The 13,286-nt window shown below is 54.1% G+C and carries 11 protein-coding genes and 2 pseudogenes; 9 read left to right on the top strand and 4 right to left on the bottom strand.

The annotated features are described in order from the left end of the window. Positions 1 to 10 precede the first annotated feature (10 nt). The 6 genes from FAZ14_RS19610 to FAZ14_RS19635 all read left to right on the top strand — a co-directional run bounded on the left by FAZ14_RS19610 (position 11) and on the right by FAZ14_RS19635 (position 6,726). Positions 11 to 1,888, top strand: coding sequence for an IucA/IucC family protein (locus FAZ14_RS19610; RefSeq protein ID WP_029456665.1), 1,878 nt, complete (start codon positions 11 to 13; stop codon positions 1,886 to 1,888). 364 nt (positions 1,889 to 2,252) lie between these two features. Then, the gene (locus FAZ14_RS19615; RefSeq protein ID WP_153509063.1) at positions 2,253 to 3,170 is read left to right on the top strand and encodes an ABC transporter substrate-binding protein; all 918 of its coding nucleotides are present in this window, start codon (positions 2,253 to 2,255) and stop codon (positions 3,168 to 3,170) included. Then, positions 3,167 to 4,189 carry a FecCD family ABC transporter permease gene (locus tag FAZ14_RS19620; protein WP_153509064.1) on the top strand — a complete coding sequence of 341 codons (1,023 nt, stop codon included), beginning with the start codon at positions 3,167 to 3,169 and terminating at the stop codon, positions 4,187 to 4,189. The genes FAZ14_RS19615 and FAZ14_RS19620 overlap by 4 nt, the downstream gene beginning before the upstream one ends. After that, positions 4,182 to 5,231 carry a FecCD family ABC transporter permease gene (locus FAZ14_RS19625; RefSeq protein ID WP_153509065.1) on the top strand — a complete coding sequence of 350 codons (1,050 nt, stop codon included), beginning with the start codon at positions 4,182 to 4,184 and terminating at the stop codon, positions 5,229 to 5,231. Before FAZ14_RS19620 ends, FAZ14_RS19625 begins: the two co-directional genes overlap by 8 nt. Before the next feature lie 11 nt (positions 5,232 to 5,242). Continuing rightward, the gene (locus tag FAZ14_RS19630; protein WP_038908462.1) at positions 5,243 to 6,088 is read left to right on the top strand and encodes an ABC transporter ATP-binding protein; all 846 of its coding nucleotides are present in this window, start codon (positions 5,243 to 5,245) and stop codon (positions 6,086 to 6,088) included. Then, on the top strand, positions 6,085 to 6,726 hold the full coding sequence (locus tag FAZ14_RS19635) for an RraA family protein (RefSeq protein WP_153509066.1): 642 nt from the start codon (positions 6,085 to 6,087) through the stop codon (positions 6,724 to 6,726). Before FAZ14_RS19630 ends, FAZ14_RS19635 begins: the two co-directional genes overlap by 4 nt. Positions 6,727 to 6,853: 127 nt before the next feature. Here FAZ14_RS19635 and FAZ14_RS19640 read toward each other — a convergent pair whose 3' ends face one another. From FAZ14_RS19640 to FAZ14_RS19655, 4 genes and pseudogenes are all read right to left on the bottom strand, one after another. After that, the gene (locus FAZ14_RS19640) at positions 6,854 to 7,735 is read right to left on the bottom strand and encodes an EcsC family protein (RefSeq protein ID WP_153509067.1); all 882 of its coding nucleotides are present in this window, start codon (positions 7,733 to 7,735) and stop codon (positions 6,854 to 6,856) included. 250 nt (positions 7,736 to 7,985) lie between these two features. Beyond that, a pseudogene (locus FAZ14_RS19645) lies at positions 7,986 to 8,200 on the bottom strand (toxin-antitoxin system HicB family antitoxin); the annotation flags it as partial. Positions 8,201 to 8,280: 80 nt separating this feature from the next. Then, positions 8,281 to 9,348: an MBL fold metallo-hydrolase gene (locus FAZ14_RS19650; RefSeq protein ID WP_153509068.1), complete on the bottom strand. Its 1,068-nt coding sequence runs from the start codon at positions 9,346 to 9,348 to the stop codon at positions 8,281 to 8,283. Positions 9,349 to 9,512: 164 nt separating this feature from the next. Beyond that, positions 9,513 to 10,439: a LysR family transcriptional regulator gene (locus FAZ14_RS19655; protein ID WP_016943879.1), complete on the bottom strand. Its 927-nt coding sequence runs from the start codon at positions 10,437 to 10,439 to the stop codon at positions 9,513 to 9,515. Positions 10,440 to 10,600: 161 nt separating this feature from the next. On the opposite strand from FAZ14_RS19655, the gene FAZ14_RS19660 reads away from it, so the two are divergent. The 3 genes and pseudogenes from FAZ14_RS19660 to FAZ14_RS20360 form a co-directional block, all read left to right on the top strand. After that, complete coding sequence (locus FAZ14_RS19660; protein WP_153509069.1) at positions 10,601 to 11,692, top strand: 4-oxalomesaconate tautomerase; 1,092 nt, start codon at positions 10,601 to 10,603, stop codon at positions 11,690 to 11,692. Between the two features lie 69 nt (positions 11,693 to 11,761). Further along, the gene (locus FAZ14_RS19665; RefSeq protein WP_016943877.1) at positions 11,762 to 13,006 is read left to right on the top strand and encodes an MFS transporter; all 1,245 of its coding nucleotides are present in this window, start codon (positions 11,762 to 11,764) and stop codon (positions 13,004 to 13,006) included. A 143-nt stretch (positions 13,007 to 13,149) separates the two neighbouring features. Beyond that, positions 13,150 to 13,286, top strand: a pseudogene (locus tag FAZ14_RS20360) (fumarylacetoacetate hydrolase family protein); the annotation flags it as partial.

Raw genomic sequence — 13,286 nt, forward strand, 5'->3', positions numbered from 1 at the left:
AAGTCATGTGATGAAAAATACGTCTCACTATAAGGATGCCAGTGACAGCGTGATGCAGGATCTGGTGGATTGCCTGTTGGCCGAAGAATTTTTTGGTACCCAGCCGTTGGCGTTGTATAGCGCCGATGAATGGCAGCAGCAGTACGGGCAGTCGTCACCGTTCGGTGCGCTGGCGAGCACGACTCGTCTGTGGCGCTGGTGCAGCGATGAGCGTGAACAGCGGCATCTGGTGGTGGCGCTGCGCCCTGGCATTACCCAGCGCTGGGAAAAAGTACCGGACACGGTGGTGTACGCCTGGCAGCAGGGCGGTAACGACTGGCAGGTGCTGGAGCCGGAAAGTTTCATGCATCTGGTGTTCGCCGGGCAGCACAGTGACGAAGACAATACTAAAGGGCAGGCGCTGTTTCTGGATGTGCTTAACACCAGCGTGGAGCAGACCGCGCTGTCACGCGAGCACCGCATCGACACCGACGAGCTGCTCGCGCGCGGCAACGCCGATTTCTTCCACGTCATGGAACAGTGGGCTTCGCTGCGCGACCGCCCTTATCACCCGACCGCGAAGGCCAAACAGGGGCTGAGTGCCGAAGAGTACCGTCGTTACGTGGCGGAGTTCGCCGCGCCAGTGGCACTGAACTGGGTGGCGGTGGCAAAAGACAAGCTGCAATGTGGCGATGGGATTCACAACACGGCTGACCAGTACCCGGCACACTACCTGCTACCACAGGCGGAGCAGGCGGCGCTGCAACAGGAGCTGGCGACACGCGGCATTGCCGACACCCACATTGCTTTGCCGGTGCACCCGTGGCAGTTCGATCATATTTTGGAAACCCAGTTGGGCGAAGCGTTTCGCAACGGTGACTGCCAGCGGCTGGATTTCCGTGCCGCGCGCTACCTGCCGACCTCGTCATTGCGTTCCATGACCCCGTGTTTTGCCAGCGCGGACTACCTCAAACTGCCGATGGCGGTGTACTCGCTGGGGGCGTCACGCTATTTACCGGCAGTGAAAATGATCAACGGCGGGTTAAGTGAAGCGTTGTTGCGACAGGCGCGCGACAAAGACGCGGTATTACAGCAGCGACTGTATCTGTGTGATGAAGGCAAATGGTGGGCGTTTATGCCGCCGCAGGCCACCCTGTTTGATGAAGCGCCGCGCCACCTGTCGGCGATGGTGCGCAGTTATCCGCGTGAACTGTTTGATGACCCGGATTACCGCCTGCTGCCGATGGCGGCATTAGGGACGCCGTTACCGGGTAGCAGTCGTCACTTCTTTGACGACTGGCTGGCGTATCGCGGTTTAGCAGCGAATGCCGATGCGGTGTTGACACTGTTTGCCGAACTTTGTCATTGTTTCTTCGATATTAATTTCCGCATGTTCCGCTTAGGGATGCTGGGTGAGATCCACGGGCAGAACGCGGTGCTGGTGTGGAAAGCCGGTCAGGCCCACGGCCTGTTGTTGCGCGACCACGATTCACTGCGTATTCATGTGCCGACGCTGGAACAACACGGTATGCAGGACCCGGTGTACCGCATCAAACAAGGCCATGCCAATACGCTTTACCACGAACGTCTGGACGACCTGCTGTTCTGGCTGCAAACGCTGGGGATTCAGGTCAACATGCGGGCGATCATTGACACGTTATCGCTGACCTATGATCTGGATGCCGCAACGTTGTGGGGCGTGATGCGTACTGAAATCAATGGGGCGATTGACCGTGCCGGTTTCGCGGCTGATACGCAAGCGATGCTGAAAACCCGCTTGTTTGACGCACCCAACTGGCCGCAGAAACTGCTGATCACCCCGATGATCGCCCGCGCCGGTGGGCCGGGGAGCATGCCGTTCGGCAAAGGAGAGGTGATTAACCCGTTTCAGGCAATCATTGGTAAATAGATTGTTAACGAACAATAGAGCGTCGTTATCGGGTTCATGTAAAGACAGAGAGATGTTTCGTGCGGGATAGACGGCATTGCTTCTTTGCTACTTCATCGCACGCACGACAAGGAGAGGTTCAGCGCCACCTCTCCTTGACCACTGGCTGGTGGCTAAACTGTGCCGCTACGCGGTACCTTCGGCGTTCGTCTTCGCGGTTCGGGCCGCCCGTGACGCGCTCCAGACGCGGCACGGGCTTTCGCCGCGTCCATGCGGCTCACCCGGCGAAGACGAACACCTCAGCACAGTTTTTGACGCCAGAGATCGCTCTTCTGAAACGTAATGAGTTGGTCATCACTATGGAAAAGGCAGATCGCATCAAATCGTGAATGAGTATTTAGTGTCGCGCCGCCGCTTGCTGCGGTGGTCGTTAAGCCTGTTGCCGCTGGGGCTTTCCCGGCCTGCGCTGGCTCAGTCGTTGTTAGTGCCGCAACGGGTTATCACCTTGTTTCAGGGCGCGACGGATACCGCCGTGGCGCTGGGGGTGACACCTGCTGGCGTGGTGGATTCGTGGAGCGAGAAACCCATGTACCGCTACCTGCGTCCGGCGCTGGCCGGGGTGCCGCATGTGGGGCTGGAAACCCAACCCAGTCTGGAAGACATCGTGCTGTTAAAGCCCGATACCATCGTCGCTTCGCGTTTTCGCCACCAGCGACTGGAACCACTGCTGTCGCAGATTGCACCGGTGGTGATGCTCGATGAAATCTACCAGTTCAAGAAAACGGTACAGGTAATGGGGCAGGCGCTGGGGCGTCAGGCGGTGGCGGATACACTGTTGCAGCACTGGCAGCAGCGGGTGAACGGGCTGCGTGAGCAGTTGCAACGCCGCTTTGGCAGCGGCTGGCCACCCACCGTATCAATACTGGATATCCGCGAAGATCATATCCGCAGCTATTTACCTAACAGCTTTCCCGGCTCGGTAGTGAGCGAATTGGGGTTTGGCTGGAGTGATGCCAGCAGCGCTCAACCGGGGGTGTCACTCAAGCTGACCAGCAAGGAGAGTATCCCAGTGGTGGATGCCGATATCTTCTTCATTTTTCTGCGCTCTGAGAGCCCCGCCGTGCAACGCAACTATGAATCGCTGATCCGTCATCCGCTGTGGCAACAACTGCGTGCGCCGCAGCGACGTCAGGTGTGGGTGGTCAATGGCGTTACCTGGAGCCTGTCGGGCGGTATTCTGGGGGCGAACATGATGCTCGATGATATCGCCCGGGTGACCGGTATAACCGGAGGTCTGTCATGAGCCATGTCGTGAGAGTCCGCATAAAACAGATGACACCGGCTCAGGTGCTGGCGGGCGGGGCGGTGTGCCTGCTGGCGCTGGCGTTTCTGAGCCTGATGGTCGGGCCGATAGCGATTGCGCCATCGCAGGTGTATGGGGCGTTGTGGCATCCAGACCCGCTGAACGTGAATCATATTCTGGTCACCTCGACGCGCCTGTCGCGTACGCTGATAGCTATCGTGGTGGGGGCCAGTCTGGCGGTGGCAGGGGCCTTGATGCAGGTGCTGACCCGTAATCCACTGGCGTCACCGGGGTTGTTTGGTATTAACGCCGGGGCGATGTTTTGCCTGATTGTCTGTGTGTCGCTGTTTCCCAAGGTGGCGATGTCGGTGTGGCTGTGGTCGGCATTTGCCGGTGCGGCGCTGGCAGGTTGTCTGGTATGGCTGATTGGCACCATGGGCAAAGGCAGCCTGAACCCGCTGCGCATGGTGCTGGCGGGGGCGGCGATCACCGCCATGTTCGCGGCCTTTAGTCAGGGAATGCTGGTGGTCAATCAGGAAGGACTGGATACGGTGTTGTTCTGGCTGGCCGGTTCGGTGGCGGATCGCGAGCTGGCGACGGTATTGCCGTTGATAGGGTATTGTCTGGCGGCGCTGGTCGCCAGCCTGTTACTGGCAGGGCAGGTTAACGTGCTGAACGCCGGTGAAGCTATCGCCCGGGGTTTGGGGCAACGCACCGGGCGCATCCGATTGTTGATGAGTCTGCTGGTGATTGTGCTGGCCGGTGGCGCGGTGGCGATGGCGGGCAGTATCGGTTTTATTGGTCTGATTGTGCCGCATATAGCCCGAAAACTGTTGCCTGCCGACCACCGCTGGCTGCTGCCCGGTTGCGCGCTATTAGGGGCCACGTTATTGCTCCTGGCGGATATTCTGGCGCGGGTGGTGATTGTGCCGCAGGAGGTGCCGGTTGGGGTGATGACGGCGCTATTCGGTGCGCCGTTCTTTATTGTGCTGCTGCGGCGCGGAGGTCGGCATGGATAAGCGCGAAGGCAGGGATCCGGTGCTGGTGTGGCGACGAGGGCCGTTTTCCCGCCAGATTAACCTGACCAGCGTTGGACGCATCGCACTGGTGCTGATACTGGTACTGGCGGTGATGGTGATATCGCTTGGCATCGGCAAGCTGATGTTGTCGCCGTGGGAAGTATTACAGGCGTTAGTCTCGTCACAGTCAGAAGGCGCGACGCTTATCGTACAGCAGTTGCGCTTGCCGCGGGTGCTGCTGGCGGCACTGGTTGGCGGTGCACTGGCGGTGTCCGGGCTGATTTTACAGGCGATGATCCGAAACCCGCTGGCGTCACCGGATATTCTGGGCATTACCAGCGGTGCCAGCGCCGCGGCGGTGTTCTACCTGTCGTTTCTCACCGGTACGCTGGGGGCGCACTACCTGCCACTGGCGGCGATGACCGGGGCCGGCGTGGCCGCGCTGGCGGTGTATTGGCTGGCGTGGCAATCGGGTGTATCGCCGCAGCGGCTGGTGCTGACTGGCGTGGGGGTATCGGCTCTGTTGGTGGCGATGACCACCTTTATGCTGGTGTTCAGCCCACTGACGACCACGCTCTCGGCGTATGTCTGGCTGACCGGCAGCGTCTACGGTGCTAACTGGCGTGAAACCCGTGAACTGGGTGTCTGGCTACTGCTGATGGTGCCGTGGCTGGTGTGGCTGGCGCGTCAGGTGCGGGTGCAGCAACTGGATGATGGGCTGGCGCAGGGCATCGGTGTGCGGGTGCAGGGGCTGCGCCTGGCGCTGTTGCTGCTCAGTGTGGCGCTGGCCGGTGCGGCGATCGCCTGGGGTGGGGCGATGGCGTTCGTCGGGCTTATCGCTCCCCACATCGCTAAACGGCTGGTAGCACCGACCTTTGCCGGGCAGGCGACGATGGCGTTTCTGTGTGGCGCGGTACTGGTGATGGTGGCGGATCTGTGTGGACGCACGCTGTTTTTGCCGCTGGATCTGCCCGCCGGGATTTTCGTTTCGGCGCTGGGCGCGCCGTTCTTTTTATATTTACTGATCAAACAACGTCATTAAGGAAACGGATGATGACCGCCATTACCAGCCGGGAACTGACCCTCGGCTATGCCAGCCAGACGATTATCGACAATCTGGATATACAGTTGCCAAAGGGCAAAGTGTCGGTACTGATAGGCAGCAACGGGTGCGGCAAAAGCACACTGCTTAAGTCTTTCGCCCGCTTGCTTAAGCCACTGAGTGGCTCGGTCATCCTCAATGGTGAGGATATTCACCGTCAGTCTACCGCCGAGGTGGCGCGCGCGTTGGCGATTTTGCCGCAGATGCCGGATGCGCCGGAAGGCATTACCGTGAAGCAGTTAGTCAGCCTGGGACGCTATCCCTACCAGAACTGGTTACAGCAGTGGTCACAGGAAGACGAGCGGATGGTAAACCGTGCGCTGGTGCAAACCGGCACCGACGGGCTGGCGGACCGACCGGTCGATGCGTTATCCGGCGGTCAACGCCAACGGGTGTGGATCGCCATGACGCTGGCACAGGACACCGAGGTGGTGCTGCTGGATGAACCCACGACCTTTCTCGACCTGGCACACCAGATTGAAGTGCTGGATTTGCTGCGTGAGTTGAACCGTCAACACGGGAAAACCATCATCATGGTACTGCACGATCTCAATCTGGCGTGCCGTTACGCCGACCATATGGTGGCGGTGCATAACCGTACTGCCTTCGCGCAGGGGGCACCGGCGGCGATTCTGGACGAAGCGCTGGTGAAAACCGTATTTAATCTGGACTGCCGTATTATTGCTGATCCGTTTTTCCACACACCGTTATGCATTCCATTTGGCCGTGAAAAACCGCATGAAACAATGGCAGGCAATGGCCCGTCGGATGACTGGCATGGGCAGGTGGCAGGATGAATTATCATATTCTTCCCCGCGTCTCGCCGCTTGGCGATGAACTGCTGGCTGGCTATCGCCATGTCGGCACCTCCACACTGGGACATTTGACGGAACAGGGGTATTTGCCGGGTATCCGGCCGCTACTGGCGGATGTGCAGATGGTTGGCAACGTGGTGACGGTAAAACTGTGTCCGCCGGATGGTGGCGTACTGCGTGAGGCATTGTTACTGAGCCAACCCGGCGATGTGCTGGTGATTGATGCGTCGGATGAAGAGGAACGCGCCTGCTGGGGGGAACTGCGCACGCTGGCGGCGAAAGTGAAAGGGCTGGCGGGGGTGGTCGTCGCCGGTGCCGTGACGGATTCACGTGCGTTACGCAAACTGGGCTTGCCGGTGTTCTGCAAAGGCGTCAGTGCCATTACCACCCGCACACTGGGATGTGCCGGTGCCGTCAACGTACCGGTCACGATTGCCGGGGTGACGGTGCATCCCGGCGATATGGCGATAGGCGATGACGACGGCGTGTTTATCCTGAGCCCCTCCGCCGCCCGCGACTGGCTGGAGGCGGCACAACACAAAGAACTCGCGGACGCAGAACGGCGGGAGGTGTTGCGGCAAAAATTACCGGAGTGCATCTCCTGCATCGATAAACAGTGACTATTGGATTTATTTGTGTAAGTGTAAAATACTGATGTAATTCTTGTGAAATTAATCCTTTATTCTACATTAGCCCCTATTCTAGGGGCTGGTTGTTATTTTCTAAAAAGAAGAATGTCTGTGATATTTATATTATATCTTCAGGGTCGATAATAATAAAACTTTCTGCTGGTTTAACGGTTTTTTCTATAACATTGTGACCATATTTTCTTGCTAGGAATCTTTCCCGATATAAGTAGTATGCTGCATTGCAAACATTGCTTGTAAAATAAGCGTTGAACCCTCCACCAACAACTGCACCAGAAACAGGAACAACTTGAGCTAACTTTGCCTTAGTAAGCCTTATTCCTAGTATTTTAGATATTTGTTGAATTACTTGAACAAAGGCGTGCTTGTTTAACTCATCCCATGTCTTTTTCTTTGCTACATCTTGTGATATTTTTAATAATTGTGCCATTGCTAAATTTTTTGAAATATCAGATGGGGATGAGGCTAATCCCAATAGATTGAATGCATATAATCTTTCTTCCTGGTTATCAATATCAAAGCCATAATAAGTTGCATATTCGCCAATTGCGCGTAAGTTTAGTGTCACTATTAGTGGTATATCAATAAACAAACCTGGTAATCCAATAGTACCCGTGCCAGCTCCTTGAGTAAGAGCCAATCCTTTATATTTCGCACCTAAAAAACCAACGGTTTTATCTATATTTTCAAGTGGAAGAGAGTGTATGTCATTGTGAGATTTGATGTGGTGATGGCCATCATCACGAAACTCTTCAAAAATTGATTCAGGTCTTACACTCCATTGAGCTGCGTCATTACATACTCCCACGAGTCCATTAATAGATTTTTTTATCACGTCACCAATAGTGTCGTTATCTAATATCAGATCCCCCACGTAGTCTAAAGGCTTATTTATAACGCTTAATGCTTTGTCGAACCATGTTAATTGTGGGTTTTTCCATGCGTGTATTTCTTCTAGCGCTCGTTTTTCATAGTCATTCATTTTATATTTACGTCCATATTTATAATAAAAGGTTATTTCCCCTAAAAAGAGGATTGACGGAGATGGATTTAATGCTGTAGAAATAATAACAAAAAATAACTATTAAAATGTTGGTTTATTTGTATTGCATGGGCAGTTAAATCCACGTAAATATAGGGTATTTTATAAATAAAGGAAGGTCAACGAATTGATGATATTTGTACTAATGCCGTCAGAGCAAAGGCTCGAACAGTGCTTAAATTTCAGAAGTGTAAGGCTTGATACCTGCTGCACTGCAGTCACCCAGATATTCACGTAGTGAAATCTCATCTTCTTTTTTCAGCCCTTGAATACTGTCCGATACAAAATCACAATAGCCAGTCAGACCAAGAAACTTGCCACGAAATGCGCCCAATCTGGCACATAGCTGATAACAGCCGGTTGACCCGCTATTTCAATCGTGTTTGACGCAGATGATTTGCTCATGGCTTCACTCCTATGCTTTCAAGCCAGTCGTGGGTGATGGAGACTGACGATACTCGTTAGCTTTTTATCCCCACTCTCAGCTATTCCGCATCCTGGACTGCGTTTCTGGCGATAGGTCGGGAGGGTTGCGCATCAACGTCTTTCTCCCACCACATCGGTGTGGTTGTGGGTGTCCCCAGCGTGACCACTTCACCCAGCATCGGTGTCAGCATCGGTATGTGCCGCGCTTGCGCTAACTGGCTGCTGTGTTGCACCGGGTCGGCCCAGTCGTGAAACGCCAGCGCAAACATGCCCCAATGGATGGGCATGAACTGGCGGGCTTTTACGTCCTGTACCGCCTGTATGGTCTGCTCCGGGTGCATGTGTGAGTCTGGCCAGCGTTCGTTGTACTGCCCGTTTTCCATGAAGGCGAGATCAAACGGACCAAAGCGTTCACCAATTTCACGGAAATGTTCGCCGTACCCAGAGTCGCCACTAAAAAAGAGGCGTTCCCGTTGGCCTTCGATCACCCAGGAAGCCCACAGCGTGGTGTTGCGATCAGACATACTGCGGCCAGAGAAATGGTGCGATGGCGTGGCGGTAAAGCGAATGCCGTTAAACGTATGAGAGTGATACCAATCCAGCTCCTGAATGCGGCTGGCGTCGATCCCCCATTTTTGCAGGCGCTGACCCACTTTCAGCGGGGCGATAAAGCGGGTTGTGGTGTCACGAAAAGTGCGTATGGTTTGCTCGTCGAGATGATCGTAGTGGTCGTGCGATAGCAAGATAAGGTCGATAGTCGGCAGGGCTTCACGCGCCAGCACGGGGGGCTGAAAGCGGCGGAACATAAAACTGAACGGCGAGACACTGGCGGAGAAGACCGGGTCTATCAGGATGCGGGTATCATCCAGATTCAGTAGCAAGGTGGAGTGCCCGAACCAGATAAATGTGAGGCGCTCATCAGCGGCGAGGAACGCCGTCAGGTTGGGGGATACCGTCGGTAACCGTTTAGCCGGTACACGCCCTTTGCGCTGAAAACCCAGCCGCCACAGCAGTGACAGGCTTTGCCACAGACCCATCCTCGGAGCCACCGACGGGCGTGGATTGAAAAAACGCCCGGTTTGCCGGTTGTAGTGCGGGGTGTCGTGTGACGTGATGGTCTCTGGCATAGGTACTCCTGACGTGCTGCATAGAGGGGATGGGCCGACAATCATAGATGTGGCTATCCGTGCTGACATGACTACGGATAGCATGCCTTGCCATACCTGTCATCGCATATGATGCGGTGCGTGAGTGGAACGGCACCACTCAGCGCGTGCCGCCCGTCCGGCGTTTACAGGTTGAATTTGCTTATCCAGGGGCTGTTTTTCTCGTTAGACCACAGATGCATCAACATATCTTTAAAGCGCTCCGCCGCTGGGCTCAACGTGGAATCTTTGCGTTGCACCACCCCGAGCGTTCTGCGCACGACGGGCTCTATCAACGGCTTACTCACTAACACATGATGATCGTCACGCGGCATTGCCAGACTGGGCACCGCCGCAATCCCTAAACCGGCTTCTACCATACCCAGTGAGGTGGAGAGGTGGCGTACTTCATAAAACCAGTTGGGTTTCCAGGCGCTGTTTTCCAGTGCCTGTTCAATCAATAACCGGTTACCGCTGGAGCGTCTTACGCCAATCAGCGGGTAATCGGCCAGCTCTTCCCACATCACCAGTGACTTCTCTGCCAGCGGGTGGTCGCGTCTGCAGGCCAGGACAAAAGGCTCATTCACCAGCGGTATGAACTCCACATTAAAGTGTGTGACGTTGATCATATTAATACCAAAATCTGCGTCCCCGTTGAGCACGGCGTCCAGACAGTCGCTTGCGCTGTGTTCCAGTATACGAATGCGTATATTCGGGTAGTGTTCGTTGTAATTACGAATCACCGCGGGCAGGAAATAAAAAGCAGCGGTTGGAATACACGATAACGTGACAAAACCGGTTTGGTGTGAGGCCATCTCCTGGATATTCAGGATCGAGTTTTCATAAAAATCAATGAGGTTTCTTGCGTTAGGCAAAAAACTTTTACCGACGGCGGTCAGGCTGACCCGTCGGGTCGAACGTTCAAACAGTGCGGTGCCAAGACTCTCTTCCAGCTTTTTTATCCGCCGGGTCAACGCCGGTTGAGAAATATGCAACAACTCTGAGGCTTTGGTAAAACAACCGGTATCCGCAATTTTTACAAATGCCTTAATGCCCTGAAGCTCATGCTGCATGGGGGTTCTCTCCTGTTGACGGGGGGCTGACAGGATAATGTGTACCCGCCCCCTGATTAATGCAAGAAATGAATTAATCGGTATTTTTTTGACATTAGATTCATTGATAGTGCTATGGAATGCTTGTGCCATCAGAAGCAGTTACAGCGTGAGAGAACGTGATGGTAAAGATTCCCTGTGTATTAATGCGCGGTGGCACATCGAAAGGCCCGGTGATTCTGGCCAGTGATTTACCGCAAGATAAGCAACAGCGTGACGATGTGTTGCTGGCCTTGATGGGCTCCGGCCATGAGCTGGAGATCGATGGTATTGGCGGCGGCGCGCCACAAACCAGTAAAGTCGCGATTGTCAGCAAATCGACCCATCCCGAGGCGGATGTCGATTACCTGTTTGCCCAGGTGATGGTCAAAGAGCGCCGGGTTGATACCACACCCAACTGCGGCAACATGCTGTGCGCGGTGGGGCCGTTCGCGATTGAACATGGGCTGGTGAGCGCCCGGCATCCTACCACACGGGTACGCATTCGTAACCTGAATACCGGGACGATGGTGGATGCCGACATCCACACGCCACAACAATGCGTCGAGTACGACGGCGAGACTGAAATCGACGGTGTCCCCGGCAGCGCGGCACCGGTCGGCCTGACTTTTCTGAATTCCGCTGGCAGCAAAACCGGCAAACTGTTTCCCACCGGTAACGTACGCGATGTGTTTGATGGCGTCGCGGTGACCTGCATTGATATGGCGATGCCAATGGTGCTGATCGATGCCCGTTCATTAGATAAAACGGGTAGCGAATCGCCGCAGGCGTTGGAAACGGATCAGGCGTTTATGCAACGACTGGAACATATCCGTTTGCAGGCCGGGCAGGCGATGGGGCTGGGTGATGTCAGTAATAAAGTGATCCCCAAACCCGTGTTACTCAGCCCACCGAATGCTGGTGGCACTATTCAGGTGCGCTACTTTATGCCGCACAACTGCCATCGCTCGCTGGCAATTACCGGGTCTATTGGTATTTCCACCGCCTGTGTCGTTGAAGGCAGCGTGGCACAAGATGTGCTGTCAGAAAAAGACAGAACAGCATTCCTGGAAAGCGTCAATATTGAACACCCTAGCGGAAAAATCGCCGTGTCGCTGATGAAAAATGGTGAGCGTCACGAGGATATCCGTGCTTCGGTTATTCGAACGGCAAGAAAGTTATTTGTCGGTAATGTTTATGTTCCTTCATACGCTCTGGAAACGGAAGATATTTAAGAATAATTAATGTAATGATTCGTTGTTTTATTTCCCCCTGTATCCCTAAAACTATATTGTGAGGTTATTATGAGTGCAATTAAGGCGCCTACATCACAAAGCCAGGAAGCATCCGTGAATATTACGCAATATCTGCGTGTCATTTTCGCGCTGGCCTTTTCCGGCCTGGCTGAACTGGCCTCTTTATTTTTTATTCAGCCATTACTCCCGGTATTGGCTAAAGATTATGACATTCCCGTCAGCCAGGTGAGTATTATTCTGTCAGCAGAAACCGCCATGCTGGCTATCGGGTTATTATTTACCGGTACATTGGCCGACCGTTACGGACGTAAACGGCTGATTGTGGTGTCGCTGATGCTGGGTGGCCTGCTGACGCTGATTTGCCCGCTGGTTAAATCCTGGGCATTGCTGGTGATGGTCCGTGGTGTGATTGGTCTGTCATTAAGTGGTATTGCGGCTGCGGCGACAGCATATATCAGTGAAGAAGTCGCTCCGGTGGTCGCCGGTGTGGTGACCGGGTATTTTGTATTTGGTAACTCGATTGGCGGTATGTCTGGCCGCGTGGTTGCCAGCCAGTTGATTGGGCATGTGTCTATTGATGTCATTTTCTATGGTTTTGCCCTGACACTGATGTTTGCCGCACTGCTGGTTGCTGTGGTTCTGCCTGCGTCGAAAAACTTCAAAGCCAGTAGCAGCCTGAATTTTTCTTACATCGTTAAAGGCGCTCAGGCCCATTTCAAAAATAAAAAGTTGTCACTGATGTATGTGGTTAGCTTCATTATTTTTGGTGTGTTTACCTCTTTGTATAATTATCTGGCCTTCTATCTGGCGCGCGAGCCTTTCAACGTTTCTCACGCCAATGCCGGGTTGATTTCCTTTAGTTTCATCATGAGCTTTTTTACTGCGCCACAAGCAGGGCGTTTGTCACAAAAATACGGCGCACTGAAAGTGTTGTCCGCGTTATTCACGATTATGATCGCCGGTATGTTGCTGACGTTAACCGCTAATCTGCCTGCATTTGTGATGGGTGCCATTCTGTTTACCGGTTGTTTCTTCGGTTGCCACTCGATTGGATTAAGCTGGGTCAGTAAAAATGCTACCCATGCGCGTGGTCAGGCAACGGCACTGTATCTGTTCTTCTATTATATGGGCGGTTCCGTCGTCGGTTATTGTAACGGGCTTATCTTTTCGGCCGCAGGCTGGCTGGGTATGACCGCATTTATCATTACGTTGCTGATTGGCGGTATTTTGGTAGCGACTTACCTCAATGGTATTCAGCGAGTAAATTTAGTCGCGGCGCAAAGCAATAAATAATCCTCTGTAATGAATCATCGGGTAAGTCATTACCCGATAATCCACATACCAGAAAAGCCTGAGAAATAAAAAAGGGATACCGCTGCTGAGGAATGTTTTCCAGCCGGTACAGAATCGCTATTGCACGAACACCGGGTGTCATTATGAAACTTGCAAGTTATCGCCATCAGGGCAAAAACAGTTACGGGATCCACACACCGGCGGGGCTTATCGATTTGGGCAGCCGTCTCGGTGACCGCTACGCCGACCTGAAAGCCCTGCTGGCCGGGCAGGCGCTGCA

Source organism: Dickeya oryzae (assembly GCF_009372235.1).
Lineage (GTDB): Bacteria > Pseudomonadota > Gammaproteobacteria > Enterobacterales > Enterobacteriaceae > Dickeya > Dickeya oryzae.

What these genes read in the sequence shown, in the direction of transcription:
- FAZ14_RS19665 (WP_016943877.1), top strand. Translation starts at nt 11,762, where the DNA reads ATGAGTGCAATTAAGGCGCCTACATCACAAAGCCAGGAAGCATCCGTG.
- FAZ14_RS19630 (WP_038908462.1), top strand. Translation starts at nt 5,243, where the DNA reads ATGACCGCCATTACCAGCCGGGAACTGACCCTCGGCTATGCCAGCCAG.
- FAZ14_RS19620 (WP_153509064.1), top strand. Translation starts at nt 3,167, where the DNA reads ATGAGCCATGTCGTGAGAGTCCGCATAAAACAGATGACACCGGCTCAG.
- FAZ14_RS19635 (WP_153509066.1), top strand. Translation starts at nt 6,085, where the DNA reads ATGAATTATCATATTCTTCCCCGCGTCTCGCCGCTTGGCGATGAACTG.
- FAZ14_RS19640 (WP_153509067.1), bottom strand. Translation starts at nt 7,735, where the DNA reads ATGAATGACTATGAAAAACGAGCGCTAGAAGAAATACACGCATGGAAA.
- FAZ14_RS19610 (WP_029456665.1), top strand. Translation starts at nt 11, where the DNA reads ATGAAAAATACGTCTCACTATAAGGATGCCAGTGACAGCGTGATGCAG.
- FAZ14_RS19660 (WP_153509069.1), top strand. Translation starts at nt 10,601, where the DNA reads ATGGTAAAGATTCCCTGTGTATTAATGCGCGGTGGCACATCGAAAGGC.
- FAZ14_RS19650 (WP_153509068.1), bottom strand. Translation starts at nt 9,348, where the DNA reads ATGCCAGAGACCATCACGTCACACGACACCCCGCACTACAACCGGCAA.
- FAZ14_RS19655 (WP_016943879.1), bottom strand. Translation starts at nt 10,439, where the DNA reads ATGCAGCATGAGCTTCAGGGCATTAAGGCATTTGTAAAAATTGCGGAT.
- FAZ14_RS19625 (WP_153509065.1), top strand. Translation starts at nt 4,182, where the DNA reads ATGGATAAGCGCGAAGGCAGGGATCCGGTGCTGGTGTGGCGACGAGGG.